The organism is Kitasatospora sp. MAA4 (genome assembly GCF_029893355.1).
Taxonomy (GTDB): Bacteria; Actinomycetota; Actinomycetes; order Streptomycetales; family Streptomycetaceae; genus Kitasatospora.
This window is the reverse complement of record NZ_JARZAI010000019.1, coordinates 72949-96340: the sequence shown is the minus strand read 5'-3', so window position 1 is coordinate 96340 and position 23392 is coordinate 72949. Positions and strand designations below refer to the sequence as shown.

At 72.3% G+C, this 23392-nt stretch carries 22 protein-coding genes; 9 read left to right on the top strand and 13 right to left on the bottom strand.

Annotated features, from left to right (window positions below; all coding sequences use genetic code 11):
• The first annotated feature begins 25 nt into the window (after positions 1–25).
• Together P3T37_RS24680 and P3T37_RS24675 are read left to right on the top strand one after the other, a co-directional pair.
• Complete coding sequence (locus P3T37_RS24680) at positions 26–937, top strand: ATP-binding cassette domain-containing protein (protein WP_280726016.1); 912 nt, start codon at positions 26–28, stop codon at positions 935–937.
• Positions 934–1752 (top strand): ABC transporter permease subunit, encoded by an 819-nt coding sequence (locus tag P3T37_RS24675; protein WP_280726015.1) that lies wholly within the window; start codon positions 934–936, stop codon positions 1750–1752. The genes P3T37_RS24680 and P3T37_RS24675 overlap by 4 nt, the downstream gene beginning before the upstream one ends.
• A gap of 46 nt (positions 1753–1798) precedes the next feature.
• On the opposite strand, the gene P3T37_RS24670 is transcribed toward P3T37_RS24675, so the two are convergent.
• Complete coding sequence (locus P3T37_RS24670) at positions 1799–2275, bottom strand: 2Fe-2S iron-sulfur cluster-binding protein (protein ID WP_280726014.1); 477 nt, start codon at positions 2273–2275, stop codon at positions 1799–1801.
• A gap of 10 nt (positions 2276–2285) precedes the next feature.
• Complete coding sequence (locus tag P3T37_RS24665; RefSeq protein ID WP_280726013.1) at positions 2286–4622, bottom strand: molybdopterin cofactor-binding domain-containing protein; 2337 nt, start codon at positions 4620–4622, stop codon at positions 2286–2288.
• 175 nt (positions 4623–4797) lie between these two features.
• Here P3T37_RS24665 and P3T37_RS24660 point away from each other — a divergent pair, with 175 nt between their 5' ends.
• Positions 4798–6285 (top strand): M1 family metallopeptidase, encoded by a 1488-nt coding sequence (locus P3T37_RS24660; RefSeq protein ID WP_280726012.1) that lies wholly within the window; start codon positions 4798–4800, stop codon positions 6283–6285.
• A gap of 3 nt (positions 6286–6288) precedes the next feature.
• Here the strand turns inward: P3T37_RS24660 and P3T37_RS24655 are convergent, their stop codons facing one another.
• The 6 genes from P3T37_RS24655 to P3T37_RS24630 form a co-directional block, all read right to left on the bottom strand.
• On the bottom strand, positions 6289–7275 hold the full coding sequence (locus P3T37_RS24655; protein WP_280726011.1) for a LysR family transcriptional regulator: 987 nt from the start codon (positions 7273–7275) through the stop codon (positions 6289–6291).
• A 17-nt stretch (positions 7276–7292) separates the two neighbouring features.
• A complete protein-coding gene (locus tag P3T37_RS24650) occupies positions 7293–7955 on the bottom strand; it encodes a hypothetical protein (RefSeq protein ID WP_280726010.1) in 663 nt (220 codons plus the stop codon).
• Positions 7956–8085: 130 nt separating this feature from the next.
• A complete protein-coding gene (locus tag P3T37_RS24645; RefSeq protein ID WP_280726085.1) occupies positions 8086–8673 on the bottom strand; it encodes an NAD(P)H-dependent oxidoreductase in 588 nt (195 codons plus the stop codon).
• Between the two features lie 48 nt (positions 8674–8721).
• Complete coding sequence (locus P3T37_RS24640) at positions 8722–9105, bottom strand: hypothetical protein (protein ID WP_280726009.1); 384 nt, start codon at positions 9103–9105, stop codon at positions 8722–8724.
• A gap of 117 nt (positions 9106–9222) precedes the next feature.
• Entirely contained in the window at positions 9223–9648 is a 426-nt protein-coding gene (locus P3T37_RS24635) for a hypothetical protein (protein WP_280726008.1), read from the bottom strand.
• A gap of 92 nt (positions 9649–9740) precedes the next feature.
• Positions 9741–10613, bottom strand: coding sequence for an LLM class F420-dependent oxidoreductase (locus tag P3T37_RS24630; protein ID WP_280726007.1), 873 nt, complete (start codon positions 10611–10613; stop codon positions 9741–9743).
• A 290-nt stretch (positions 10614–10903) separates the two neighbouring features.
• Between P3T37_RS24630 and P3T37_RS24625 the strand changes: the two genes are divergently transcribed.
• Both P3T37_RS24625 and P3T37_RS24620 read left to right on the top strand, forming a co-directional pair.
• A complete protein-coding gene (locus P3T37_RS24625) occupies positions 10904–12919 on the top strand; it encodes an Ig domain-containing protein (protein WP_280726006.1) in 2016 nt (671 codons plus the stop codon).
• A gap of 179 nt (positions 12920–13098) precedes the next feature.
• Entirely contained in the window at positions 13099–14202 is a 1104-nt protein-coding gene (locus P3T37_RS24620) for an AI-2E family transporter (RefSeq protein ID WP_280726005.1), read from the top strand.
• An 82-nt stretch (positions 14203–14284) separates the two neighbouring features.
• On the opposite strand, the gene P3T37_RS24615 is transcribed toward P3T37_RS24620, so the two are convergent.
• Positions 14285–14530 carry a DUF6296 family protein gene (locus P3T37_RS24615; RefSeq protein WP_280726004.1) on the bottom strand — a complete coding sequence of 82 codons (246 nt, stop codon included), beginning with the start codon at positions 14528–14530 and terminating at the stop codon, positions 14285–14287.
• Between the two features lie 209 nt (positions 14531–14739).
• Between P3T37_RS24615 and P3T37_RS24610 the strand changes: the two genes are divergently transcribed.
• The 3 genes from P3T37_RS24610 to P3T37_RS24600 all read left to right on the top strand — a co-directional run bounded on the left by P3T37_RS24610 (position 14740) and on the right by P3T37_RS24600 (position 18580).
• Positions 14740–15216, top strand: a complete 477-nt coding sequence (locus P3T37_RS24610) for a DoxX family protein (protein ID WP_280726003.1) — start codon at positions 14740–14742, stop codon at positions 15214–15216.
• Between the two features lie 99 nt (positions 15217–15315).
• Complete coding sequence (locus P3T37_RS24605) at positions 15316–15849, top strand: hypothetical protein (protein ID WP_280726002.1); 534 nt, start codon at positions 15316–15318, stop codon at positions 15847–15849.
• A 1-nt stretch (position 15850) separates the two neighbouring features.
• The gene (locus P3T37_RS24600) at positions 15851–18580 is read left to right on the top strand and encodes a M48 family metalloprotease (RefSeq protein WP_280726001.1); all 2730 of its coding nucleotides are present in this window, start codon (positions 15851–15853) and stop codon (positions 18578–18580) included.
• On the opposite strand, the gene P3T37_RS24595 is transcribed toward P3T37_RS24600, so the two are convergent.
• A complete protein-coding gene (locus tag P3T37_RS24595) occupies positions 18577–20274 on the bottom strand; it encodes a hydrogenase maturation protein (RefSeq protein WP_280726000.1) in 1698 nt (565 codons plus the stop codon). The two genes, P3T37_RS24600 and P3T37_RS24595, sit on opposite strands and share 4 nt — an antisense overlap.
• 131 nt (positions 20275–20405) lie before the next feature.
• Positions 20406–21446 carry a putative sulfate exporter family transporter gene (locus tag P3T37_RS24590; protein ID WP_280725999.1) on the bottom strand — a complete coding sequence of 347 codons (1041 nt, stop codon included), beginning with the start codon at positions 21444–21446 and terminating at the stop codon, positions 20406–20408.
• Between the two features lie 70 nt (positions 21447–21516).
• On the opposite strand from P3T37_RS24590, the gene P3T37_RS24585 reads away from it, so the two are divergent.
• Positions 21517–22455, top strand: a complete 939-nt coding sequence (locus tag P3T37_RS24585; RefSeq protein ID WP_280725998.1) for a LysR substrate-binding domain-containing protein — start codon at positions 21517–21519, stop codon at positions 22453–22455.
• Between the two features lie 218 nt (positions 22456–22673).
• Here the strand turns inward: P3T37_RS24585 and P3T37_RS24580 are convergent, their stop codons facing one another.
• Together P3T37_RS24580 and P3T37_RS24575 are read right to left on the bottom strand one after the other, a co-directional pair.
• The gene (locus P3T37_RS24580; RefSeq protein ID WP_280725997.1) at positions 22674–23096 is read right to left on the bottom strand and encodes a PIN domain nuclease; all 423 of its coding nucleotides are present in this window, start codon (positions 23094–23096) and stop codon (positions 22674–22676) included.
• Positions 23093–23308, bottom strand: coding sequence for a type II toxin-antitoxin system VapB family antitoxin (locus tag P3T37_RS24575; RefSeq protein ID WP_280725996.1), 216 nt, complete (start codon positions 23306–23308; stop codon positions 23093–23095). Before P3T37_RS24575 ends, P3T37_RS24580 begins: the two co-directional genes overlap by 4 nt.
• Between the last annotated feature and the right edge of the window lie 84 nt (positions 23309–23392).

The window sequence follows — 23392 nt, the reverse complement described above, 5'->3', positions numbered from 1 at the left end:
TCCCCACCACGGCACCGTTGACCGCATGATCGAAGTCACCGAACTGACGAAGCGTTACGGCCGCACCACTGCGGTCGACCACCTCAGCTTCACCGTCCGCCCGGGCCAGGTCACCGGGTTCCTCGGCCCGAACGGCGCCGGCAAGAGCACCACTCTGCGCATGATCCTGGGCCTCAACGCCCCCACCAGCGGCAGCACCGCGGTCGACGGCCGCCCGTTCCGGGAGCACCCGCGCGGCCTGCGCCATGTCGGCGCGCTGCTCGACGCGAACGACGTCCACGGCGGCCGCAGCGGCCGCGCGCATCTGCGCGCCCTGGCCCGCACCAACGCCGTCCCACGCAGCCGGGTGGAGGAGGTGCTGCGCGAGGTCGGGCTGTCCGCCGCCGCGGGCCGCCGGATCGGCGGGTACTCGCTCGGCATGAAGCAGCGCCTGGGCATCGCGACCGCGCTGCTCGGCGATCCGCCGGTGCTGCTGTTCGACGAGCCGCTCAACGGGCTGGACCCGGAGGGCGTGCTGTGGGTGCGCGGCCTCTTCCGCCGCCTCGCAGCCGAGGGGCGGACGGTGTTCGTCTCCAGCCACCTGATGAGCGAGATGGCGAACACCGCGGACCAGCTGATCGTCATCGGCCGCGGCGAGTTGATCGCCGCCGAGAGCGTGACGCAGTTCGCCGCCCGCGGCACCCGGTCGAGCGTGACCGTCCGGACGTCCGAACCCGCAACGCTGGCAGCCCTGTTGACCACCGCGGGCGCCACCGTGCAGCCCGCAGGCGACGGCACACTCACCGCGACCGGACTCGATGCGGCCCGGATCGGCGAACTCGCCCTCGAACACCGGCTCGCACTCCAGGAGTTGACCACGCACTCGGCCACCCTGGAGGAGGCGTTCATGGAACTCACCGCCGACAGCGTCGAATACCTCGCAGGAGATCACCGATGACCACCGCGACCCCCACCGCCCGGTTCCGCGATCTGCTCGCCGCCGAGTGGATCAGGATCTGGTCACTGCGCTCGACGTCCTGGGTGCTCGCCCTCAGCGCCCTGGTCATCATCGGCGCCAACCTCAAGTCCGCGAAGTACACCTACGACTACTTCCCCGTCGGCGACCCGCATCCGGCCTCCGGCTATGTGCAGGTGGCGCTGGACGACTCGTTCAACATCATCGCCGCCGACGTCCTGATGATCGTCGCGGGCAGTATCGGCGCCCTGGTGATCGTCGGCGAGTACGCCACCGGGATGATCCGCACCACCATGGCGGCCGTCCCCGACCGCCGCGCGGTGCTGGCGGCCAAGGCGTGCGTGCTGACGGCGGTCATGCTCGGCTACGGCGCCTTCGTCGCCGGGGCGTCGTTCGGCCTGAGCCAGGCGGTCCTGTCCGGACGGCACATCGGCCTGTCGATCACCCACCCCGGCGCCCTGCGGTACGTCGCGGCGGCCGCGCTGTTCGCCCCGGTCTGCGCCCTGATCGGGCTGGGCCTGGGCGTGTTGATCCGGCACAGCGCGGCCACCGTCGTCGGCACGGTGCTGGTGCTCTTCATGCTGCCCTCGTTCTTCACCGACACCCACCACTGGACGGCCGACGTCTCGCACGCCATGCCGCTGACCGCCTGGCGCCGCCTGGCCGAGGTCGACACGACGAACTCCTTCGTCTCGCACTACCCGGCGACGGTCGGCGGATCGTGGATCACCTTCGCGGCCTGGCCTCTGGTCTCGGTGGTGATCGCCGCGATCGCCCTCCACCGCCGAGACCTTTGAGAGCCGTGAGAGCCGTGAGACCTGTGAGCCGTCAGAACCGTGAGAGCTAGAAGTTCTTCGCCCCCGCCGTGATCGCCTCGCGGATGCGGAAGTAGGTCCCGCAGCGGCAGATGTTGCGGATCTCGTCGAAGTCGGCGTCGCCGATCTCGTGGCCGGCGGCGCGGGCCTGGCGGACCTTGGCGACGGCGGCCATGATCTGGCCGGGCTGGCAGTAGCCGCACTGGGCGACGTCGTACTCCAACCAGGCCTCCTGCATGGGGTGCAGGTCCTTGCCGACGGTGGCGGGCAGGCCCTCGATGGTGGTGATCTCGTCGGTCGGCTGGATCGCGCTGACCGGCACCGAGCAGGGGTTGAACGCCTTGCCGTTGATGTGGCTGGTGCAGGCCTGGCAGACGCCGAGGCCGCAGCCGTACTTGGGGCCGGTCACCCCGAGGACGTCGCGCAGCACCCAGAGCAGGCGGACGTCGTCCTCGACGTCCACCGACACCGGCTTGCCGTTGAGGATGAAGGTGTGTGCGGACACAGGGGTGCTCCTAGTAGGCGCGGGGCAGGCCGTCGACGGGCGACTGCGGGATCGGGGGCGTGGTCGGCAGCGGGGTGAAGGAGAGCGGCGCGGCATGGTTGATCGGGAAGCTCGTCGGCATGGTGCCGGTCGCCCGGGCGTAGGCGCAGGCGACCGCCGCCATCGCGGCACCGACGGCGAGTTCCCCGGCGCCACCGGGGGTACCGCTGGTCGGCGGCATCACCACGATCTGCAGGTCGGGCGGCGTGTTCCACTGCCGGGTGTAGAAGTAGTTGTCCCAACTGCCCTCCTGGAACACCCCGTTGTCGAGATGCATGCCGGAGGTCAGGGCGACCGCGATGCCGTCCATGATGCCGCCCATCATCTGGGCCTGCAGACCGAGCGGGTTGACCGCGAGGCCGGCGTCCACGGCGCAGACGACCTTGGTGACCCGCGGCCCGGTGTACGCGTCGGGGATCTGCCGACCGGTGGTCGCGGGGGTACAGTCGATCTCGACCAGCATCGCCGCGACGCTGTGGTACTCGGGGTGAAGCGCGATGCCCTGGGCCGTGCCGGGCGCCATCGTCCGGCCCCAGTCGCCCAGTTGGGCGACCTTGTCGAGGACGGCGACGGCCCGCGGGTCCTTCAGCGTCTGGCGGCGGAACTGGTACGGGTCCTGACCGACTCCGGCCGCGAGCCGGTCCACGATCAACTCCTGGGCGCAGCGCACGTTGGGCGAGTAGATGCCGCGCATGCTGCCGGTGTTGAAGCCCTTGTCCACCTCGCTCAGCAACTGGGTGGTGACGCCGAAGTTGTAGGGCGTCTGCTGGCTCAACTCGAAGATCGTCTCGGAGAATCCGATGTCGCCGACCGGCAGGTCGGCCACCAGCGCGGTGATCACCTCGCCGAGCCCGTGACCGAAGTCGGTGGCCACCGAGGTGTGCCGCTGCTCGAAGGTGAGCACCTGGCCGAGCGCGTGCGTGGCGCGCACATGGGAGGTGGACATCGGGTGCGTGCGGCCCTGGCGGAACTCGTCGGTGCGGTGCCACATCAGCTTCACCGGCTTGCCCATCAGCTGCGAGATCTCGGCGGCCTCCAGGGCCGCGTCGAAGAACAGCTTGCGGCCGAACGACCCGCCGCCCTGGACGACATGGACGGTGACGGCACTCGGCAGCAGCCCCAGCTTGGCGGCGATCGCGCCCTGCGCCACGATCGGCGCCTTCACCGCCGCCCAGACCTCGGCCCGCCCGGGACGGACGTCGGCGATGGCGCAGTTCGGCTCCAGCGCACTGTTGCTGGCGAAGGCGAACGTGAAGGTGGCCTCGACGGTCTGCGCCAGCAGGTTCAACGGGGGTACCACGAGCGGCAGTTCGGCCGCCTTCAACTCCTGCTGCACGGTGGCGTCCGAGGAGTTGTCCTCGGTCCCGGGAGCCCAGGTCACCTGCAACGCCCGTACCGCGTCGATGCACTGGCCGAAGGTAGCGGCCCGGACGGCGACGCCGGTGGCGATGGTGACGACGTCGGTGACGCCCGGCATCGCCTTCACCGCCGCCAGGTTCTGCACGGAGAGCGGGGTGCCGTTGACCGTCGGCGGCCGGCAGACCATGGTCGGCAGCGCGTTCGGCACCGAGAGGTCCATGGCGAACTGCTTGCGGCCGGTCACGATGTCCAGCGCGTCGATCCGGTTCTGCGCCGTCCCGATCACCTGGAAGTCGCTCTGCGCCTTCAGCGCGACCCCCACCTGAAGCGTCACCTGGCTCGCGGCCGCCACGGCCAGCGACCCGTAGGTGGCGCTCTGGCCGCTCGGCGAGCTGACCACACCGGCGGCCGTGGTCAGCGTCGAGGCGGGGACGCCGAACTGCGCGGCGGCGGCTGCCAGCAGCCGCTGGCGCGCGGTCGCGGCGGCGACCCGGATCGGGGTGTAGGTCGAGACGGTGGTGTTGGAGGCGCCGGTCAGCTGGTTGAAGAGCAGCTCCGGTCGGGCGTCCGCGAGCGTGATCTTCACCTGCGCGAGCGGGATGTCCAGCTCCTCGGCGATCAGCATCGCGGTGGAGGTGGTGACGCCCTGGCCGACCTCGGCGCGCGGCAGCGCGAAGGAGGCCGTGCCGTCGGTGTTGAGCTGGATGCTGATCAGGCCCGAGGTCGGCAGCGCCGCGGTGGTGAGCAGGTCGGTCAGGTCGAGGATGTCGGCCGGCTCGGGCAGGGACGGGATGGCCGCCTGCGCCTCGGTCGGCGCGAGCACCTCCTCTCCCAGCTGTGCGGCGACCACCAGCGTCGGCCCGGCCAGCACGTAGCCGAGGAATCGCCGCCGCCCGACCCCGCGGCCGCTCTCGTCGTCGCCCTGCGGCGCTGCGCCCTGAGCCCCCATCAACTGTCCTCCCGGATAACCGTACGAATGGGCATGTCAGGCATGCCCGCGACAACCCTAGGGGCCGGACGGCGTACGACCTGCGGCGGGGTGGTCTCGCGATGCGGACGGCGACCCGCCCACCGATCCCGGCGTGCCGGGCCGTCGCCCTACCGCGCCTCTACGATCCGTGACCATGACGACGACTCGCACCCGCGCCGTACAGGCCCTCGTCCTGGCCGCCGCCTGCTGGCTGGGCGCCCTGCCACCGGCCGCCGCGGCGACGGCGAGCGGTGGACTGGGCGATCCGGTGTTCCCCGCGCTCGGGAACACCGGCTACGACGCGCTGCGCTACGACCTCGACTTCGTCTACCGCGCCACGACCCGCACGGTCGACGCGACCGCCGCCGTCACCGCGCGCAGCCTGCGGCCGTTGAGCGGCTTCGAACTCGACGCGCTGGGCCTGGACGTGCACAGCGTGCAGGTCGACGGGCAGCCGGCCCGCTTCTCGCTGCACGACGAGAAGCTCGCCGTCACCCCGGCGAGCCCGGTGCAGTCGGGCACCGTCATGACCGTCCAGGTGCAGTACACGGCCGACCCGCGCGCCGCGCTGCCGCACAGCGGCTGGGTGCCGACTTCCGACGGGTTCGCGATCGCCGGGCAGCCGGACAGCGCGCACACGGTCTTCCCGTGCAACGACCACCCCAGCGACAAGGCGGACTTCACCATCCGGGTGACCGCTCCGGACGAGCTGTACGGGGTGGCCAACGGCTCACTCACCGGCACCACCGAGCAGCAGGGGCAGACCACCCGCACGTACACCTCCCGCGACCCGATGGCCACCGAGCTGGTACAGGTCTCGGTGGGCCACTACACCGTGCGCGACCGCCCCGGACCGGCCGGCGTCCGGCTGCGGGACGTCGTCCCGACCGCGCGGGCCGCCGACCTGGAACCGGCCCTGGCGCTGACCCCGGGCCAGCTCGACTGGTTGCAGCAGCGCCTCGGGCCCTTCCCGCTGGAGAGCTACGGGCTACTGCCCGTGAACACCGACGACCCCGAGGCGTTCGGCTTCACCGGCCTGGAGACCCAGACCCTGACCCTCTACAAGCCGAACTTCCTGCGCCAGAGCGAGTCCGCGATCGGCTCGCACATGATGCACGAGCTGACGCACTCCTGGTTCGGCGACAGCGTCACGCCACAGAGCTGGGCGGACCTGTGGCTCAACGAGGGGCACGCCGACTACTACGGACTGCTCTACCGCTACGAGCGCGGCTGGGCCGACTCGCTCGGCCTGACCTCCTTCGAGGCGCGGATGAAGGACACCTACGCCAAGGGCGACCAGTGGCGCCACGACTCGGGCCCGGTGGCCGCGCCCGACGCGGCGGACCTCTTCGACAGCCAGCGCTACCTCGGCGGCGTCCTGGTCCTCTACGCGCTGCGCCAGAAAGTCGGCGAGGCCGACTTCCAGCGGATCGAGCAGACCTTTCTGCAGCGCCACCGCAACGGCACCGCGAGCACGCAGGACTACATCGCGATCGCCTCCGAGGTCTCCGGCCAGGATCTCAGCGGCTTCCTCACCGACTGGCTGTACGGCACCCGCACCCCGCCGATGCCCGGCCACCCGGAGTGGACCGTCTCGCACAGCGCCGCCGTCGCCACCACCCGTGGCACCGGCACACTCTGACGACTACTCCTCCCTTACTCCTCCCTGTCCCTCGTCCACCCAGAACGGCAGCCCGACGATCGGCTCGCGGTCCAGGACCTCGCGCACCGCGAGCGCCTCGGCGGCTCCGAGCACCGCCTGCCGCAGCGCGCGCAGGACCGCGCCCACGGCGGGCGACGGGCCGACGGGCGACGTCCGGTACAGGACGCGGCTCTCGTAGGTGCCGGAGACCGGCAGGGCCGTGACCGTTCGGCAGCGCAGCCGGGCGGCCGCGTTGGCGGGCAGCACGGCGGCCCCCAACTGCGCTGCCAGCATGGCGCGCAGGGCGGCGGAGGAGACCGCCAGGTGCTCGCGGGCGGGCCGGATCCCGTACTGCGCGGCGAACCGGGCGAAGGCGTGGCCGCGCGCGGAGTCCGGCGGGGCGCTGATCCACGCCAGCCCGGCCAACTCCGCGGCCGAGGACGGCACCGGGCTCCAACTCTCCGGCACCACCAGCCGGTAGCCGTCCGTCATCACCACCCCGCAGGCCGTGCCGTCGGGCAGCGGGGTGGGGTGGTCCCGGTCAGCGGTGAGGACGACCACGTCCAGCAGTCCGCGGCGCAGCTGCTGGAGGGCGGCGGGATACTCCACCTCACGCAACTCCGCTTCCAGCAGCGGATGTTCGGCGGCGAGCAGCGGGATGACGGCGGTGGCGGTGGCGGTCAGGACACCGAGCGAGACGCCGATCGCCACCCGCCCGGCGATCCGCCCGTGCACGGCGAGATCCTGGGCCGCCCCGGTGAGCTCGTCCGCGATCCTGGCTCCGCGGGCGGCCAACGCGCGGCCGGCCTCGGTGAGTTCCAGCCGGTTCCCCGCACGGTCGAGCAGCGCAAGCCCCGCCTGCTGCTCCAGCCGGGCCAGCGCCTGCGAGACCGCCGATGCGGTCACCCCCAACCGCCGGGCCGCGGCGGCGATCCCCCCGGACCGCGCGACGGCGTCCAGCACCAGCAACCGCCTGGGATCCAGCTCCACGAAAACCCCGTCCTCGCCTACAACGGCTGCTCGACGTCGGCGCGGACCGCCCGCATCAGGTTCCCGGCGTCCACCACCGTGAACCCCGTCAACAGCCGGTCACTGTAGCCCTTCGGGTAGAAGGTGACCTCGCCGAAGGTCGTCGCGGTCATCCACAGGCAGGCGCTGTCCTCGGCGGCCAGTGCGCCCGACTGCTCCAGCGTCTGCGAGCAGATCCCCCGACCGCCGTGCGGCCCGGGATCGGTGTCCTCCCAGGACGTGGTGACCCGGTCGCCCGTCCCGTCCAGGTGGGTGGACGGCTGCTGCCAGAGCTTGGCGTGCAGCTGGGCGGGGTCGAAGCCGCCTCCACTGCCGGCGTTGATGCCGATGAAGACGATCCACTCGCTGTCCGCCGCATCGTCGTAGAGAGCCTCGACCGGCGTTCCGGTGATGCCGAGCTGCTGGGCGATCTGCTGCTCCGCGTCCGACATCTTCTGCTGACTGGCACTGGCGGCCTGGTGGAACGCGTACCCGCCGGCGCTCGGCGGGGTGCCCAGGCGGTAGGACGCGCCACGAACGCCTGCGGGCGGCACTGCTGAACCGGTCCTCCCGCCACCACCGGAGGAGCAGCCCGATACCGCCGCGCCGAGCAGCAGTACCGCCGCCGCGCCTGCCAGCCGCCTCGTTGTGAACCTGGACAAGGGTCGCTCTCCTCACCGGGAGGCGGCCGCGCCCCACGCGCGGCCGCCGTCACCATCGCCCGGCCACCCTGCCCGACCGTCCCCCCGCACGGAAGCAAGCTCTGCTCAACCCCACCATCAGCTCTGCTAACTACACCCCGGACGCACCCACGGGCCGCCGCGCCGAGGCGAAGAAGTCCCGGGCCCGCTCCAGCGCGGGCCCGTCCGCCAGCACCTGCCCGGGCCGGTTCGCGTACCCGAGCAACCCGCCGCCCCAGCGCGCCCCGAAGTACTCAGCACTCAGCCGCAGCGTGCCCAGCAGCGGCTCCGCCACCTGCTGGTCCTCGCTCGCCAGCGCGCTGACCGCCCAGAAGGTCTTGCCGCCCATCCGTTCCTTGAAATCGGCCCCCGGCACCCGCAGCCAGTGCGACCAGTAGTCCAGGTAGAGCTTGGCACTGGAGCTGACGCTGTACCAGTACAGCGGTGAGGCGATCACCACATCGGTCGCCGCCAACGTCGCGTCGAGCAGCAGCCGTTCGTTCTCCCCGAGCTCGCGCCCGCCGCCGTCCGGCGCATGCCGCACGTCCTCGAAGACCGGCAGCGGCAGGTCCGCCAGCCGCAGCCAGCGCTGCTCGGTCCCGGCCGGAAGCTGCGCGGCCGCCTCCCGCGCGAGCGCTTCGGTGTTGCCGCCCTCCCGGGAGCTGGCAAGGAGAAAGAGGAAGCTCCTGCTGTCGTTCATCATGCACATACATTAAATGCAGCTGCAACTAATCTCAACCCTCAACCCTCAACCCTCACCCCGCGCATCCCGACAGCCCCGCCGCAGCGCCGTCGCGCAGGCGGCGACCACGAGCATGGCGAGGCCCGTGCCGGTCAGAACCCAGCGGGGGCCGAGCGCGGCGGTGAGCGGCCCGCCGAGGGCGGCACCGGCGGGCGCGGCGGTCAGCAGGACGGCCGCGCGCAGCGCGAGGACGCTGGTCAGCAGGTCCACCGGGGTGAGCTCCTGGAACAGGGCGAAGGCCAGTGCGCTGTACGGGCCGTGGACCACACCGCCCAGCGCGAGGCCCGCCAGCGAGACGGCGGCCGGCGCCGGCAGGCCGAACGGCAGCATCGCCAGGCCGTGACCGGCGATGATGCCGAGCAGGACCGGCCACAGCGGCCGCCCCCGCACCGACGCCGAAGGCCCCCCAGTACAGCCCCAGGACGCTCGCCCCGGCGTGCAGATCCTGGCCGACGAACAGCGGTAGCGCGACCTCGACCGGACCGTAGAAGAGGTTGAACAGCCAGGTCACCACGAGCAGTCCGAGCAGTTCGGGCCGCTCCCGCAGCACGGCGGCAGCACGCGGGTGAGCGGGATCCGGCCGCTCCGGCCCCGCAGCTCCGGCAACTCCGGCAGCTCCCGAGGTGGCGGACACGGCGAGCAGGGCGAAGGACAGCGCGTCCAGGCGTTGGCGCGGATCGGCCGGCCCGCGGACAGCCGGCGCAGGCGACCGCCCAGCAGCAGCGCGCCGAGGGCGCCCGGCAGGGCGTAGGCGGCGACCGCGGCGCCCACCAGCGGGCCGCCGTCACCGGGCGGAGCGAGCCGCAGCGCCAGCCACGCCACCGCGACCACGCTCGTCCCGTCGCCGAGGTCCGACACCGCCAGCGCGGGCAGCAGGCGCCGGAACGGGCCGGGGGCGAAGAGCGGTCGGTAGCCGCGAGGCAGCACCAGCACCAGAGCTTTGCGGCTGCATGAACTTCGACGCCTGCGAGCTGCTGGCCGCCGCGGACGCGGACGCCTGAGCGCGCAGGCCGGCCAACCGCGCCCTAGCCGATCGCGGCGAGCCGCGGGAGGACCCGCTCGGCGACCTGTTCGGCGAAGGTGACCGGGTGGCGGTCCGGCAGCAACTGGAGCTCACTGATGCCCAACCGCGCGTACTGCTCGGCGGAGGCGAGGAAGCCGTCGACGTCATCCAGCACCGGGCCGCCGGCCACCGCGGTCTTCGCGATGGCGTCGTAGTCGCGGCCCTCGTCCTCGCAGTGCGCACGCAACACCTGGAGCTTGTGGGCGACTTCGTCCGGTGTGGTGGCGAACAGGTTGCAGGAGTCGGCGTACCGGGCGACCATCAGCAGGGTCTTCTTCTCACCACCGCCGCCGATCATGATCGGCGGGTGCGGCCGCCGCAGCGGCTGCGGGACGCACAGCGTCTCCTCCAGCTGGTAGTGCCGGCCCTGGTAGGGGCCGTTGTCGTCGCTCCACATCTGCAGGCAGATCTGCAGCGTCTCCTCCAGTCGCTCGAACCGCTCGCCCACCGGAACCACCGGTACGCCGAGGGCGCGCTGCTCGCGCTCGTACCAGGAGGCTCCGATGCCGAACCTGGCCCGGCCACCGGAGAGCACGTCGATGCTGGCGACGATCTTCGCCAGCAGCCCGGGGTGGCGGTACATCACGCCCGTGACCAGCACTCCGAGTTCCATCCGCTCGGTCAGCGCCGCCACGTACCCGAGCGCTGTGTACGCCTCCAGCATCGGCTGGTCGGCGCTGCCCGTGCGGTGCTCCATCTGGAAGTAGTGATCCATCACGGTGAACGCGTCGACCCCGGACTGCTCGGCGATCCGCGCGGTCTGCGCCAGCGTCGGACCGATCAGCGCGGGGTCGGTGGGGGTCGAGTAGTTCCAGTAGTGCAGACCGAGTTTCATGACCAGTCCTCAGCTGGGGAGCGGACGGCCCGCCGGTCCGCCCGGCTGTCCACGATAGCGGCGCGGGCGGGCCGCAGCGGCGTACGAACCGCATGGAAGTGACGGTCGGTCAGCTGATAATTGTTTGATTTAGCGCGAACATGTGGACTCTTGTGCGCAGTGCGACATTGCAATATAGTATTGCACTGATAGAGCGTCACAGTGCCCCCGCAATTCCACTGTTGTTTCCTCCCCCGCGCTCGGTCCCCCCTCGCACCCCCACTCCCCCACCCGAAAGGGACTGTGTCAACGTGACCAGACTCAGATACGGCCTGTTCCGGCGCGGCAAGCGAGCCGTGTTCACCGGGCTCGTCGTGGCCATGGCCGGCGCCGGACTCGTCGCCAACCCGCTGTCCGCCACGGCCGACCCGCACCCCGCCTCCGCGGGCTGGGTACAGACCACGGCCAGCGGCTGGATGCAGGTCCAGCCCGGCACCCCGAAGGTGGCCAAGGCGACCAAGACCACCGCGAAGCCCGCGTCGCTCGGCAGGGTCGGCGCCGCCCGTCCGGCCCCGGGCACGGGCGGCTCCGGTGGCAAGATGCACCCGCAGACGGCCGACGGTGCCGACCCCTCCACCGGCAACCCCGATGACGGGTACGTCTCCAACCAGTACGACCTGCAGATGCAGTACAAGGGCGGCCAGGACTCGACCGGTGTGGTCATCGGCCCGCCGAAGGTGTACCTGGTGCTCTGGGGCTCCCAGTGGGGCACCCCGTCCACCAACGCCAGCGGCGACGTCGTGATGTCCAAGGACGCCGACCAGGCCGCGCCGTACCAGCAGGACTTCTTCAAGGGCCTGGGCAGCGCCGGCGACGGCTGGAGCGGGGTCATCACCCAGTACTGCGAAGGCATCCCGGCCGGCACCATCCAGTGCCCGGCGAGCGCCGCGCACATCCCGTACCCGAAGGCCGGCAGCGTGCTCGCCGGCGTCTGGGTGGACAACGCCGCAGCGGCCCCGCAGTCCGCGAACGAGCCGCAGCTCGGCGCCGAAGCAGCCGCTGCCGCACAGCACTTCGGCAACACCACCGAGGCGCAGAACCGCAACGTGCAGTACATCATCGACTCGCCGCAGGGGACCGACCCGGACACCTGGAAGGAGCTCGGGTACTGCGCCTGGCACGACTTCGAGCACTCCTCGTACGGCCAGCTCGCCTACACCAACATGCCCTACCTGACGGACGTCGCCGGCTGCGGCACCAACTGGTTCGGTGAGAACACCGCGCGCGGCCGCCTCGACGGCTACGGCATCATCGGCGGCCACGAGTACGCCGAGACGCTGACCGACCCGAACACCCCCGGCGGCTGGACCGACGCCACCGGCCAGGAGGTCGCGGACAAGTGCGCCTGGATCCCGGCCGGTTCGAACGGCGGGCTGTTCACCGAGAACCTGTCCACCGGCTCCTTCCCGCTGCAGACGCTCTGGTCCAACACCGACCACCTGTGCAGCGCCTCGGACCCGGTCTACACCGGCCCGCCCGTGGTGCTCAGCACCATGTGCGACCGCACGGACGTTCCCAACACGCCGCTCTCGATACCGGCGGTCGCCGCCGACAGCGCCGGAGCAGCGGTCAGCTACAGCGCCACCGGCCTGCCGCAGGGGCTCAGCATCAACGCCTCGACCGGCGTCATCTCCGGTAGCGCCGCCGCGACCAACGGCTACGTACGGATCACCGTCAACGCCGTCGACACCGCCGGCAAGACCGCGAGCACCGGGTTCTGGGAGAACGTCGCCGCCGGCTCCAGGGCGGGCTGCGGCTCGATCGAGCAGCTCATCGACCCCGGCTTCGAGAACGGCTCGGCCGACGTCAACCACACCGGGATGACCGACGCGTGGAGCCCGTCCGGCTACAACATCATCACCCCGTCCAGCCTGCACTCGGCGCACTCGGGCAGCTGGTACGCCTGGCTCGGCCAGAGCGTCGGCAGCGACGACTCGATCACCCAGTACCTGAACACCTACCCGGGCTACACCGCCGCGTCGTTCTCGTTCTGGCTCGACACCGAGACCACGAACACCTCGGCCACCCCCGACACGCTGTCGCTGATCGCCATCGACCAGTACACCAAGCAGCCGCTCGGCACGGTCAGGACGTGGAGCAGCAAGGGCGCGACCCCCGGCTACCAGTACCAGTCGGTGGACCTGTCCCCGTACATCAACCAGGTCGGCTTCGGCACCACGATCGGCCTGGAACTGGTCTCGCACGAGTCCGGCAGCACCGCCACCACCGCGTTCCTGGTGGACGACGCTTCGGCCCACGAGAACTGATCCGCCCTCACCGCAGTACCTGGCACCGCACCCGCCCGTCGCAGCCGTCCCTCGGTCGCGGCGGGCGGTTCGGCATTCGGGCGGTACCTCGTGGCGCTGGGGCTCCGGCGCGGCGCGGCGATCTACGGTGGCTAAGGCCGGTCGGTCTACGCCCACCGTGCCCGACCAGGAGGAGCCGGATGCCATCGCCGCGCAGGAGGAACGCCGAACGGCGGGCCACCCCGATCGCGCCCACCAGGCCCGGCACGACGGTCGGGCCCGGGATGCAGCGCGCCGCGGGGTACGCCTGGCGGCTGCTGGTCATGGGCGTGGCCGCCTACGCGGTGGTGATCGTGGTCGGCCGTCTGGTGCTGCCGGTGGTGGCGGTCTTCGTCGCCCTGGTGATCACCGCGATCCTGCGCCCGGCCGCCGACCGGCTCGCCCGGCTGATGCCGCGCGTGCTCGCCGTCGTGGTGACCGTCCTCGGGGCGCTGCTGCTGCTCGCCGGGCTGCTCTCCCTGGTCGGCGAGACCGTGGCCAGTGAGTCACACACCCTGGGCAACGACTTCAGCGGCGGGCTCGACCGGATCGAGAAGTGGCTGGAGGGAGCGCCGTTCCACCTGAAGGCGAACAGTCTCTCCGGACTCAAGTCCAAGCTCAGCACCTTCCTGTCGGCCCACCGCTCGACGCTCGTCAGCACCGCGGTGAACGAGGCCGGACGGGTCTTCGAGATCGCCGCCGGCGCCGCCCTCGCGCTGTTCTGCTCGATCTTCTTCATCCACTCGGGCGACGGCATGTGGCGCTGGGCGCAGCGCCAGTTCCCGGCGGGCTCCCGCGACGGCACCACCCGGGCCGGCCAGGCCGCCTGGCGCACCTTCGCCGGCTACACCCGCGGCATCATGATCGTCTCCGGCACCAACGCGATCCTGGTCGGCATCGCCCTGCTCGTCCTCGGCGTGCCGCTGGCGCTGCCGCTGACGGTCCTGGAGTTCTTCGCCACCCTCATCCCGCTGATCGGCTCACCCGTCGCCCTGGCGATCGCCGCCGTGGTCGCGCTGGCCGCCAAGGGCCCGGTCACCGCCCTGATCGTGCTGGCCCTGATCGTGGTGATCGGCCAGATCGAGGGCCATCTGCTGCACCCCGTGGTGATGAGCTGGGCCGTCAGCATCCACCCCGTCGCCGTCGCCCTCTCCGTCACCGCCGGCGGCATCCTGTACGGCGTGATCGGCGCCGTGGTCGCCCTCCCCCTCGTCTCGGTCGCCTGGGCCGTCATCAGCGAACTCCGCACCCCGCCCGCGACCTGACGGGCCCGCGAGGGTCAGTGGGTGAGTGCGGCGCGGGCTTCCAAGCACGACGATGCATCGTCCCTGGTCCCCGCGACCGTCGTCAGCGCGGTCCCGGCAGCGGGACGGCGTGCAGGCACTTCGTCGTGCACGGGCCGGGCTGCTCCACCAGCGGCTCGGCGATACCGTCGGCACTGATCTGCACCAGGAACTCACCGGTCTCGTCCGCGTACACCGGTCGCCCGTCCGCTCCGAGCCGACCGGACAGCGCAACGGTCACCACCCGGGGCGGGGCGTGCGTCCCCGGAGTGCCGGGGAGGGTGATGGCATAGCGTTCGATCACGTTCATGGCGGACTCCTACCCTCAGTGGGCCTCTGACCGGCCCGGACGCCGCCTAAACCTCGCTGGGCCGGGTGAAAATGCCGGCGCCCGCGCGCGGCGGATTCAGACGGTACTCAGCGCTTCGCCCTCTGGACTCGACCGCCGCCAGCCCCCCAGAATCTGACAGGTCCACCTCATATGCGCCCGTCCCGCGGCGCATCACCCAAGGGAGACCCATGATCGTCGCCGCCCGCTCGGCCGCCGCCTCCGCCCGCCCGCACGTGCAGGGGCTGTTACGCATCGTGACCGGCCTGCTCTTCGCCTGCCACGGCGCCGCGTCGGTCCTCGGCGTCTTCGGCGGCGCGCACGGCACCACCCTGCCGGTCGGCCAGTGGCCGGGCTGGTGGGCCGCGCTCATCCAGCTGGTCGGCGGCGCGCTGGTCCTGCTGGGCCTCGGCACCCGGTCCGCCGCGCTGCTCTGCTCGGGCTCGATGGCGTACGCGTACTTCACCGTCCACCAGGAACACGCGCTGTGGCCGATCCAGAACGGCGGCGAGCTCTCGGTGCTGTTCTGCTGGATCTTCCTCAGCATCGCCGTGACCGGCCCCGGCAGCCTCGCCCTGGACGGACTCCTCCCCGGCGCCCGCACCCCGAAGAAGACGACGGCACCGACCGCAAGCACCCCGCACCGCGCACCGGCGGGCCGGGCCTGACGATCGGCCTGCCCTGATTGCCGCAAGTCCATCTCGAACAACGGCACTTGGTGGTTGAATCTCAGCACCGGGGGCCATTGGGGTGGGAAGGGAAGTGCTGTGCGCGAGGTGGATACCCGACGGCGGGAGTTGATTTCCGAGGCCGCCCGACGGGCGGTGGGCGCCGTGGCGCCGGAGGAGTCGGTGATCTTCGAGCCGCTGGCCGCGCAGTTCGTCAGCCGCGGCGAGGTTCCGCGCGAGCGGCGGTACACGGACGGGATCATCGCGTCGGGGTGGGACGCCGCGGAGATGTTGATCAGCCCGCTGGCGCTGACGTTGGCGACTTCGCTGTACAACCGGCTGCTGGACAACGTCAGCGACGAGGTCCTCAAGCGGGGCGGTCATGGAGTGCAGCGCGCCTGGCGCAGGCTTCGTCGCGCGGACCGTGCGGTGGACAGCCCGAGCGGCCCGGCCGAGGCGCCGGAGGCGACGGCGGGCGCCACCGCACTGCGGGACCAACTCCTCAGCCAGGCAAGGCAACTGGGCATTCCGGAAGAGCAGGCACAGCCGCTGGTGGACGCGCTGCTCGCAGCGGCCGAGGACCAACTGCCTGCGCCGGGCTCACCGGTGGGCGACGACGCCGGAGCCGCCTGAGATGGCACGCCCGACCGACGGCCCGTTCAGCACCCCGGCCGGCACGACGCTGCGGTTCAGCTCGCTCATCGTGTTGGCGGCCACCGTCACCGCGACGTGGTGGGGGACGTTCGTATCCGTCTGGCGGCCGACCACCGGCCTCCCCGAGGATCGGTGCTCGGTGCGCACCGGCTACTACCTGCCGATGGGAGACTGGCTCTCGCCGCAGGACACACTCAAACACCAGCACTTCGAGCACTGCATAGCGGGCCTGGCGCTCACCGACGTCCTGTGGATCGCCGGCGCGCTGGGGCTGACGGGACTGCTGGCGCTGCTGCTGTTCGCGGTGCACCCGTGGTGGCACCGGCGCCGCGCGCGGCTGGTCCCGATCGATGAACTGTCCTCGCCCGAAACCGCCTCACTACAGGAGGAGTTGCAGGAGCTGGTGGAGCTGGCGGGTCTGGTCCGCGCGCCGAGGTTCCTCCTCGATCCGGCCAATGCGCGCCCCGCCGGGCAGGCCTTCGGCGGGCTCGGTCGGCGCCAGGTCTCACTGAGCGCCGGTCTGCTGGTTCAACGACGGCGCGCCCCGGCGAAGTTCAGGGCCGTGCTGGCCCACGAACTGGCCCACATCCGCAACGGGGACGTGACCATCACCTATCTGACGCTCGCGGTCTGGCGGGCGTTCGTCCTGGTGACCGTCCTCCCGGTACTGGCCACCCTGGTGGATCCGGTCCTGCAGACCACGCAGCCACTGCGCAATCCACTGCGCGTCGGGATGGGACTGCTGCTCACCAACCTGGTCGATCTGGGATGGTTCTTCGTCGTCCTGATCGCGCTGGTCTACGTCATACGCATCTCGGTCCTACGGGCACGGGAGGGCTACGCCGACGCCCGAGCCACGCAGTGGAGCGACCCGGCGGCACTGCGCGAGGTCTTCCTGGCGTCAGCCGAACAGGACGGCACCCGCTGGTGGCACACCCACCCGCGGCTGCTGGACCGCGTGCGGCTGCTGGACCAGCCCGAGCGCCTGCTGCGGCCCGGCTTCTGGGAGACCTTCACGGCCGCGTTCGTGGCCCAGATCGCCGGCGACTACGCCACCCAGGCGGTGGAGGGTGCGAACCTCTCGTCCACCTCGTTCGCCTACCAGGCGAGCCACGATGCCGCCACGCTGCTGACGGCCCTGGTGGTGGTCGTGTCGGCTTGGCGGGGTGCCGCATTCGTCCGCTCCGGTGCGGGCGGCCGCGCCGTGTACACCCGCGCGGGCCTCGGCCTCGGCCTCGGCCTGGCCACGGCGTACGGCCTGCTCGTCCTGCGCGCGGACCGGCTGCTCCGACACCAGCCGGCAGCGAATGCGTGGGAGTTCGACACAGCCGGCTTGCGGCGAGACCTGCTACTGGCCGCTCTCATGCTGGTGGCCGTCCTGGTGCTGTGCCACTGGGCGGGACACTGCTGGCAGTTGCTCGCCACCGCGAGTCGACGACGTCGGCTGTTCGCCGCCGCCGCGATGCTGCTGGCGATCTGGGCGTGCCTGCGCTGGTGGAACACCCTCAACTACTTCATCCCGCCGCTCGGACCGACGCTGTCCGCGGACGCGTCGGTGTGGCGGCACTTCGTGTCGCAGGCTCACGGGAGCGGGCTCGACCGGGCGGTGGTCGAGGCCGTGCTGGCTCCCTTCATCCTCTTGTGGGTGATAGGGCCCGCCACCCTCTTCGCCGCCCCCCTCCTGTGGCTCGTCCCCCTGCTCCTGGGGGCGGCTCGACGCGAGGCCGTCCGTTCTGCGGCCCGCATCGGGGGCCTCGCGGCGCTGGTCTGGCTGGTGATCGACATCGGCCTGCGGGCGGGGGCGCACCTGACGGCGTCCGCGGCGATTCGGGCGGGGGACGGATACGCGGTGGTGTTCCTCTGCTGGGAGATCATCGCCGTCCTCGCCGTCCAGGCAGGCACCGGCCTCCTGCTCGGAATGCGGCGAACGCGAATGATGCCGGCCCTGTTCGCCACCACGCTCACCGGCCTGCTGTGCTGCCTCATCCTCTGGGGCACCCATCGGCCCGGTGACGTCTTCGTCGCCTTCTATGCCCTGCGGGACATCGGCGTCCTCGGCTCCGCGCTCACCGTCCTCGGCGTGTTGCTCGGCCGCAGGCTGAGCCGTCGGGCCCGGGCGCGTCCCGCAGCGGTCGGACTGCCAGGGGTGGTGACGCGGCTGGGACCGGCTGCCGTGGCCGCGGTGTTCCTCGCCCTGGCCGTCTGGCCTGCTCTGCACCTCTGGACAGCGCCGCGTCACACCCGGGTCGACAGCGTGGGCGCACCGGACTACGTACCGCCGCCGCCCGCCGACCCGCAGGAAATCGGGAAGGAGAGCTACATGCTCTGGCTGCAGGGCGGCGGGCAGGGGCAGATGGAGGCCGCCTTCACCGCACTTTTCCGCTACGTCGGGCAGCTGAACCCGGCGTTGGACAAGCAGCAGCCCGACTGGGACGCGATCGCCCGGGACCAGCACCTGAAGGAGGACTGCCGGAACCTGGTCACCGCGGTCGGACGAGCCCGCGCGTTCCCAGCACCGCCCTGGGCCAAGGCCGCCGCGGACTGGAGCGCCTATCTGGGACAACTGGCGGACGACGGCGACGCATGCACAGCGGTCTCCGTGGCGCCGGACCTCAGGACCATCCAGGCCGAGCTCAAGGCCGCTCAGGCACAGCCACAGCTGGACGCCCTCGACTCCGACCAGAAGGCGGCCCTCAGCACGGCTACCTAGCGCGAGGCGGAGCGGACGAGGGTGCGGGGCAGCGCGTCGAGGTGGTCCGGGTTGCGGGTCAGTGGGTGCTTGCGGACGAAGGCGCGGCGCAGGGCGTGGTAGGGGGCCTGCGGGTCGAAGAAGATCGCGTGCATCCGGGCGAGTTCCTCCTCGCGGTGGGCGGCGAGCGGCTTGAGCGCGGCATCGCGCTCAAGCCGCGCCTTCTTGGCGGCGATCCGCTCCTGAAGGGCGGGTAGCGCGGCCAGGCGCGCGGCCAGCGAGCGGACGTCCGCGGCGAAGTCCGCCGGGGCGCTCTCGACGATCCGGTCCACCAGGCCCAGGTGTTGGGCGCCCGTCGCGCCGACCGGCAGCGCCTCCTCGGTCAGCCGCCGGGCGGCGCCCGTGCCGACCCGGCGGGGCAGGGTGTACGTCCAGTACTCGGAGCCGTAGAGGCCCATCAGCCGGTAGTGCGGGTTGAGCACGACGCCGGAGCGGCACCACACCTCGTCGGCGGCCAGCGCCAGCATCGCGCCGCCGGCCGCGGCGTTGCCGCCGAGCGCTGCGACGGTGAGCCGGTCGGTGGTGGTCAGCACCGCCTCCACCAGGTCGTCCATCGCCTGGATGTTGGCCCAGGACTCCTCGGCCGGGTCGTCGGCGGCCTCGATCACGTTGAGGTGGATGCCGTTGGAGAAGAAGTCCCGGTCGCCGCCGAGCACCAGCACCGAGGTGGGTCGGGTGCAGGCGAGGCGGTAGGCGGCGAGCAGGCGGCGGCACTGGTCAGTGCTCATCGCGCCGCCGGGGAAGGCGAACCGCAGCACGCCGACCGGGCCGTCCTCCCGGTAGGCGATGTCCGGCCCATCCGCCGTCTCCGGTAGCTCTGGCAGCAGCGCGCCGAGCGCCGTCGCCGCCGGAAGCTTGACGCCGGGCGGCCCGCCCGGGCGGCGGCGGGCCCGCAGTTCGGGGATCCACACCGCGCCGTCGGCGGTGGCCCGGCAGACGGCGCCGGCCCGGGTCGCCAGCAACTCGCCCGGCCGTCCGCGCAGTTGGCCCTCCGGGTGGCCGCCGTGCAGGAACCACTCGGCGCCGCACAGCTCGTCGGCGACTCCGGGCTGCGAGTCGGCGCCGCGCAGCGCCCGCAGCACCTGCGCGGTGCTGTCGCGCTGCCAGTCGATCCGGCGCAGGCTCTGGTCGAAGTACGGGCGGGTGCGCCCGACGGCCGCCAAGTCGGCCTGGCGCTGCGGAACGTACGTGCCGCCGGCGACGCGGTCGACGGCGAGCAGCACGGCCCGCACCGCGGCATCCGAGATCTCGCCGCGGTAGAGGTCGCTCTTGGCGACGCCGGCCGGGACCGTGCAGGGCTCGGTGGCCCAGACGTCCCCGCCGTCCATCACGGCGTCGGCCTGGAGGACGGTCACGCCCCACTGCCGGGCACCCTCGTGCAGCGCCCAGTCCAGCGAGGACGGTCCGCGGTCGCCGATCGGGCCGGGGTGGACGATCAGGCAGGTGTGCGCGGACCAGAGGTCGGCGGGGATCGCGCTCTTCAGCATCGGGGCCAGGATGAGGTCAGGCGCGTGGCGGCGGACGGCCGCCCGCAGGGCGTCGTCGTCCGGGGCCTGGGCCAGTTGCACACCCACCAGGTGTCCGCGATCGCGCAGTTCGACGAAGACCCGCTGGGTCAGGCTGTTGAACGCGCTCGCGACGAGCAGAATCCGCACGGCTGCCTCCCGGCCGCCCGGCGCACGGGGGAGGCGGCGGGCCCGGCCGTCAGCGATCCTCACGCGCGGGCGCGCAGACGCCGGGAACGCGCGCCCAGGGGTCGCCCGTTCGGACCAGGCCAGGGGAGGTTTCAGGTGGTGAGCCGCACTCCGATGTAGGCGAGCACGGCGATCAGCAGCCAGGACGCCAGCCCCACCAGCAGGGCCCGTCCCCCGGTGCGGACCAGCGCACGGACGTCGACCGAGCTGCCCAGCGCGAACAGCGCGCCGGCCAGCAGCAGTCCGTCCAGCTGGTCCGCACCGGCGATCACCGAGCCGGGCAGCACCCCGCTGGTGCGCACGGCCACCAGGGCGAGGAAGCCGGCCACGAAGAGCGGCACGACGGGCTGGCGCCGGCTCGCCGCCGCGACGGTCGGTCGGGCGCGGCGGCGGGAGAGGGCGACGCCGGCGACGATCGGCGCCAGCAGCGCGACCCGCATCAGCTTAACCACCACGGCCTGGCCCAGCGCGGTCGGTCCGGCGCCCTGCGCGATCGCCACCACCTGGCCGACGTCGTGCACGCTGGCCCCCGTCCACCGTCCGAACTGGACGTCCCCCAGGCCCAGCGGGCCCTGGAGCAGCGGCAGCACCACGATCGCCAGCGTGCCGCAGAGCGTGACCAGCGCGACGGCGGTGACCACGTCCTCGTCCTCGCTCTCGGTGACGCCGTTCATCGCGGCGACCGCCGACGCCCCGCAGATCGAGAACCCGGTGGCGATCAGCAGCGGCTGGTCACCGGGCAGCCCGGCGCGCCGGCCGAGCCACTGGGTGCCGAAGAAGGTCGCGGACACCACTCCGAGCACCACCAGGACGGTCTGCCAGCCCAGCGCGACCACGTCGCCCAGCGCCAGTTTCAGGCCCAGCAGGGCGATCCCCAGCCGCATCAGGCGGCGCGAGGAGAAGGCCAGGCCGGGCCGGAGCGGGTCGGGCAGCAGGCGCAGGTTCCCCGCCACGACCCCCAGCACCACCGCCCAGGTGAGCGGCGCGACGGCCGGCACCAGCCGGTTCGCCGACCACGCCACCGCGACCGCCGCGGCCACCGCCGCGAGCCCCGGCAGCAGCCGCTTCCCCGCCGCCGGGCGGCCTGGGGAGGGGGAGGGCGCGGCGGCGGGACGCGTGAGGGAGAGGGTCATGGCCCCACGTTCCCCCCGCTGCGCAGCGGCCGGTACCCGTCAGTTACCTGGCACGCGATAAGTTGTGCCTATGACCTCGAACCCCTCCGCAGGCCCCCGACCTGCGGATCGTCCGCGCCGGCTGCCCGACCTCAACGCGCTGGAGCTCCTGGTCACCGTCGCCGAGACCGGCAGTCTCGGACGCGCCGCCGCCCGCCTCGGCATCAGCCAGCCCGCCGCCAGCGAGCGGATGAACCTGCTGGAACGCCGGCTCGGTCTGCAACTCGTGCACCGCTCCACCACCGGCTCCCGGCTCACCGACACCGGCGTGGTCGTGAACGACTGGGCCCGCCAGGTGCTGGAGGCCGCGCAGGCGCTGGCCGAGGGAGTCGACGCGCTGGTGTCCCGGCAGGACGGGCGGCTGCAGATCGCCGCCAGCCTCACCCTCGCCGAACACCTGCTGCCCGGCTGGCTGGTCACCCTGCGCACGCTGAGCCCGGGCGTGCACGTCGGACTCCAGGTCGCCAACAGCCAGCAGGTGATCGAGGCGGTTCGCCGCCAGGACGCCGACCTCGGGTTCATCGAGAGCCCCGCCACCCCGCGCGACCTGCGCACCGCCGTGGTCGCCCACGACCGGCTGGTCGTCGTCACCGCCCCCGGCCACCCCTGGACCCGCCGCAAGCAGCCACTCACCGGCGCCGAACTCGCGAGCACCCCGCTCGTGCTGCGCGAGGCCGGCTCCGGCACCCGTGACACCCTGCAGCGCGCCCTGCGGGCCTGGAACGGCCCGTGCGAGCCCGTCCTCGAACTCGGCTCGACCACCCCGCTGCGCGCCGCCGCGGCCGGCGGCGCCGCGCCCGCCGTGCTGTCGCAGCTCGCCGTCGCCGACGATCTGGCCGCCCGCCGCCTGGTCGAGATCCCCACCACCGACGACCTCGCGCTCCAGCGCACGCTGCGCGCCGTCTGGCGCAAGGACACCGAACTCACCGATCCCGCCCAGCATCTGCTGCGGATCACCCGCCGGAGCTGAGCTCTACCTCCAGTCGGCGGGGTAGCTCGCCACGTGCTCGGCCCGGCTCGCCGCGACACCCGCAGCGACCGGCAGCGTGAGGAAGCGCAGCGGGTGCGGTGCCTGCACGACCACGATCACCGCGGTGGCGGCCGGCTCGCGCCCGAAACTCGGTGGGGGCGGCGCACTCCACCCCCCATGAAACCAGCCGGCCGCCGTCCCCGGCGTCCGGGGCGCGCCTACCTGCCGGCTTCCGGGCCGAACCACTGCATGGCCTGGCCGGTCACCGCCGCGATGCAGTCGAAGTCGTGATCCCGGTGCAGCAGGGTGAGCCCCTGGAGTTCGGCGGAGGCGGCGATCACCAGGTCGACGGGACCGGCGCTGCGATGCTGCCCCTGCGCGGTCAGTATCCCCTGGACCTGCCAGGCCCGGTCGTAGGCGCGGTCGTCGACCGGGGCCCAGGTGAACACGGCCCGCAGATCCGCGATGCCGCGCTCGCGGTCCGCTGCCGAGCGGGCGCTGTAGAAGTACTCAAGCTCTGTGATCGGACAGATGGCGATCAGGCCCGCCGCTGCGGCCTGGTCCCAGCCGTACGACTCGGCAGCCGGGCGCATCAGTCGGGCTAGTGCGCTGGTGTCGATCAGGAAGCGGGCGGCGTTCACCGACGGTAGTTCGCCTTGTCCTCGAAGAGGTCGAGATCGAACGCGCCGTCCTGCGCGGCGCCGCGCAGGCGGGTGAGCGCCAGTGCGCGGCGCCGGTTCTCCAGCACCTCGCGCAGGGCCGTGTTGACGGTCTCCTTCTTCGTCGAGGTGCCGAGGGCCTGCGCCACGTCGGCAACCAGGGCGTCATCGAGGTCGATCACGGTGCGGGTCACGGGCCACCTCCGTTGATATCAAGTCGTGCATCAATGATACCTCTGCATGTGCTGGGGGAGGGAGGACACCGATGCCGCCCGCCA

Excerpts from the sequence above, each read along its gene's own strand:
- P3T37_RS24680 (WP_280726016.1), top strand. The coding sequence starts at position 26 with ATGATCGAAGTCACCGAACTGACGAAGCGTTACGGCCGCACCACTGCG.
- P3T37_RS24675 (WP_280726015.1), top strand. The coding sequence starts at position 934 with ATGACCACCGCGACCCCCACCGCCCGGTTCCGCGATCTGCTCGCCGCC.
- P3T37_RS24665 (WP_280726013.1), bottom strand. The coding sequence starts at position 4,622 with ATGGGGGCTCAGGGCGCAGCGCCGCAGGGCGACGACGAGAGCGGCCGC.
- P3T37_RS24660 (WP_280726012.1), top strand. The coding sequence starts at position 4,798 with ATGACGACGACTCGCACCCGCGCCGTACAGGCCCTCGTCCTGGCCGCC.
- P3T37_RS24645 (WP_280726085.1), bottom strand. The coding sequence starts at position 8,673 with ATGAACGACAGCAGGAGCTTCCTCTTTCTCCTTGCCAGCTCCCGGGAG.
- P3T37_RS24630 (WP_280726007.1), bottom strand. The coding sequence starts at position 10,613 with ATGAAACTCGGTCTGCACTACTGGAACTACTCGACCCCCACCGACCCC.
- P3T37_RS24620 (WP_280726005.1), top strand. The coding sequence starts at position 13,099 with ATGCCATCGCCGCGCAGGAGGAACGCCGAACGGCGGGCCACCCCGATC.
- P3T37_RS24615 (WP_280726004.1), bottom strand. The coding sequence starts at position 14,530 with ATGAACGTGATCGAACGCTATGCCATCACCCTCCCCGGCACTCCGGGG.
- P3T37_RS24610 (WP_280726003.1), top strand. The coding sequence starts at position 14,740 with ATGATCGTCGCCGCCCGCTCGGCCGCCGCCTCCGCCCGCCCGCACGTG.
- P3T37_RS24600 (WP_280726001.1), top strand. The coding sequence starts at position 15,851 with ATGGCACGCCCGACCGACGGCCCGTTCAGCACCCCGGCCGGCACGACG.
- P3T37_RS24590 (WP_280725999.1), bottom strand. The coding sequence starts at position 21,446 with ATGACCCTCTCCCTCACGCGTCCCGCCGCCGCGCCCTCCCCCTCCCCA.
- P3T37_RS24585 (WP_280725998.1), top strand. The coding sequence starts at position 21,517 with ATGACCTCGAACCCCTCCGCAGGCCCCCGACCTGCGGATCGTCCGCGC.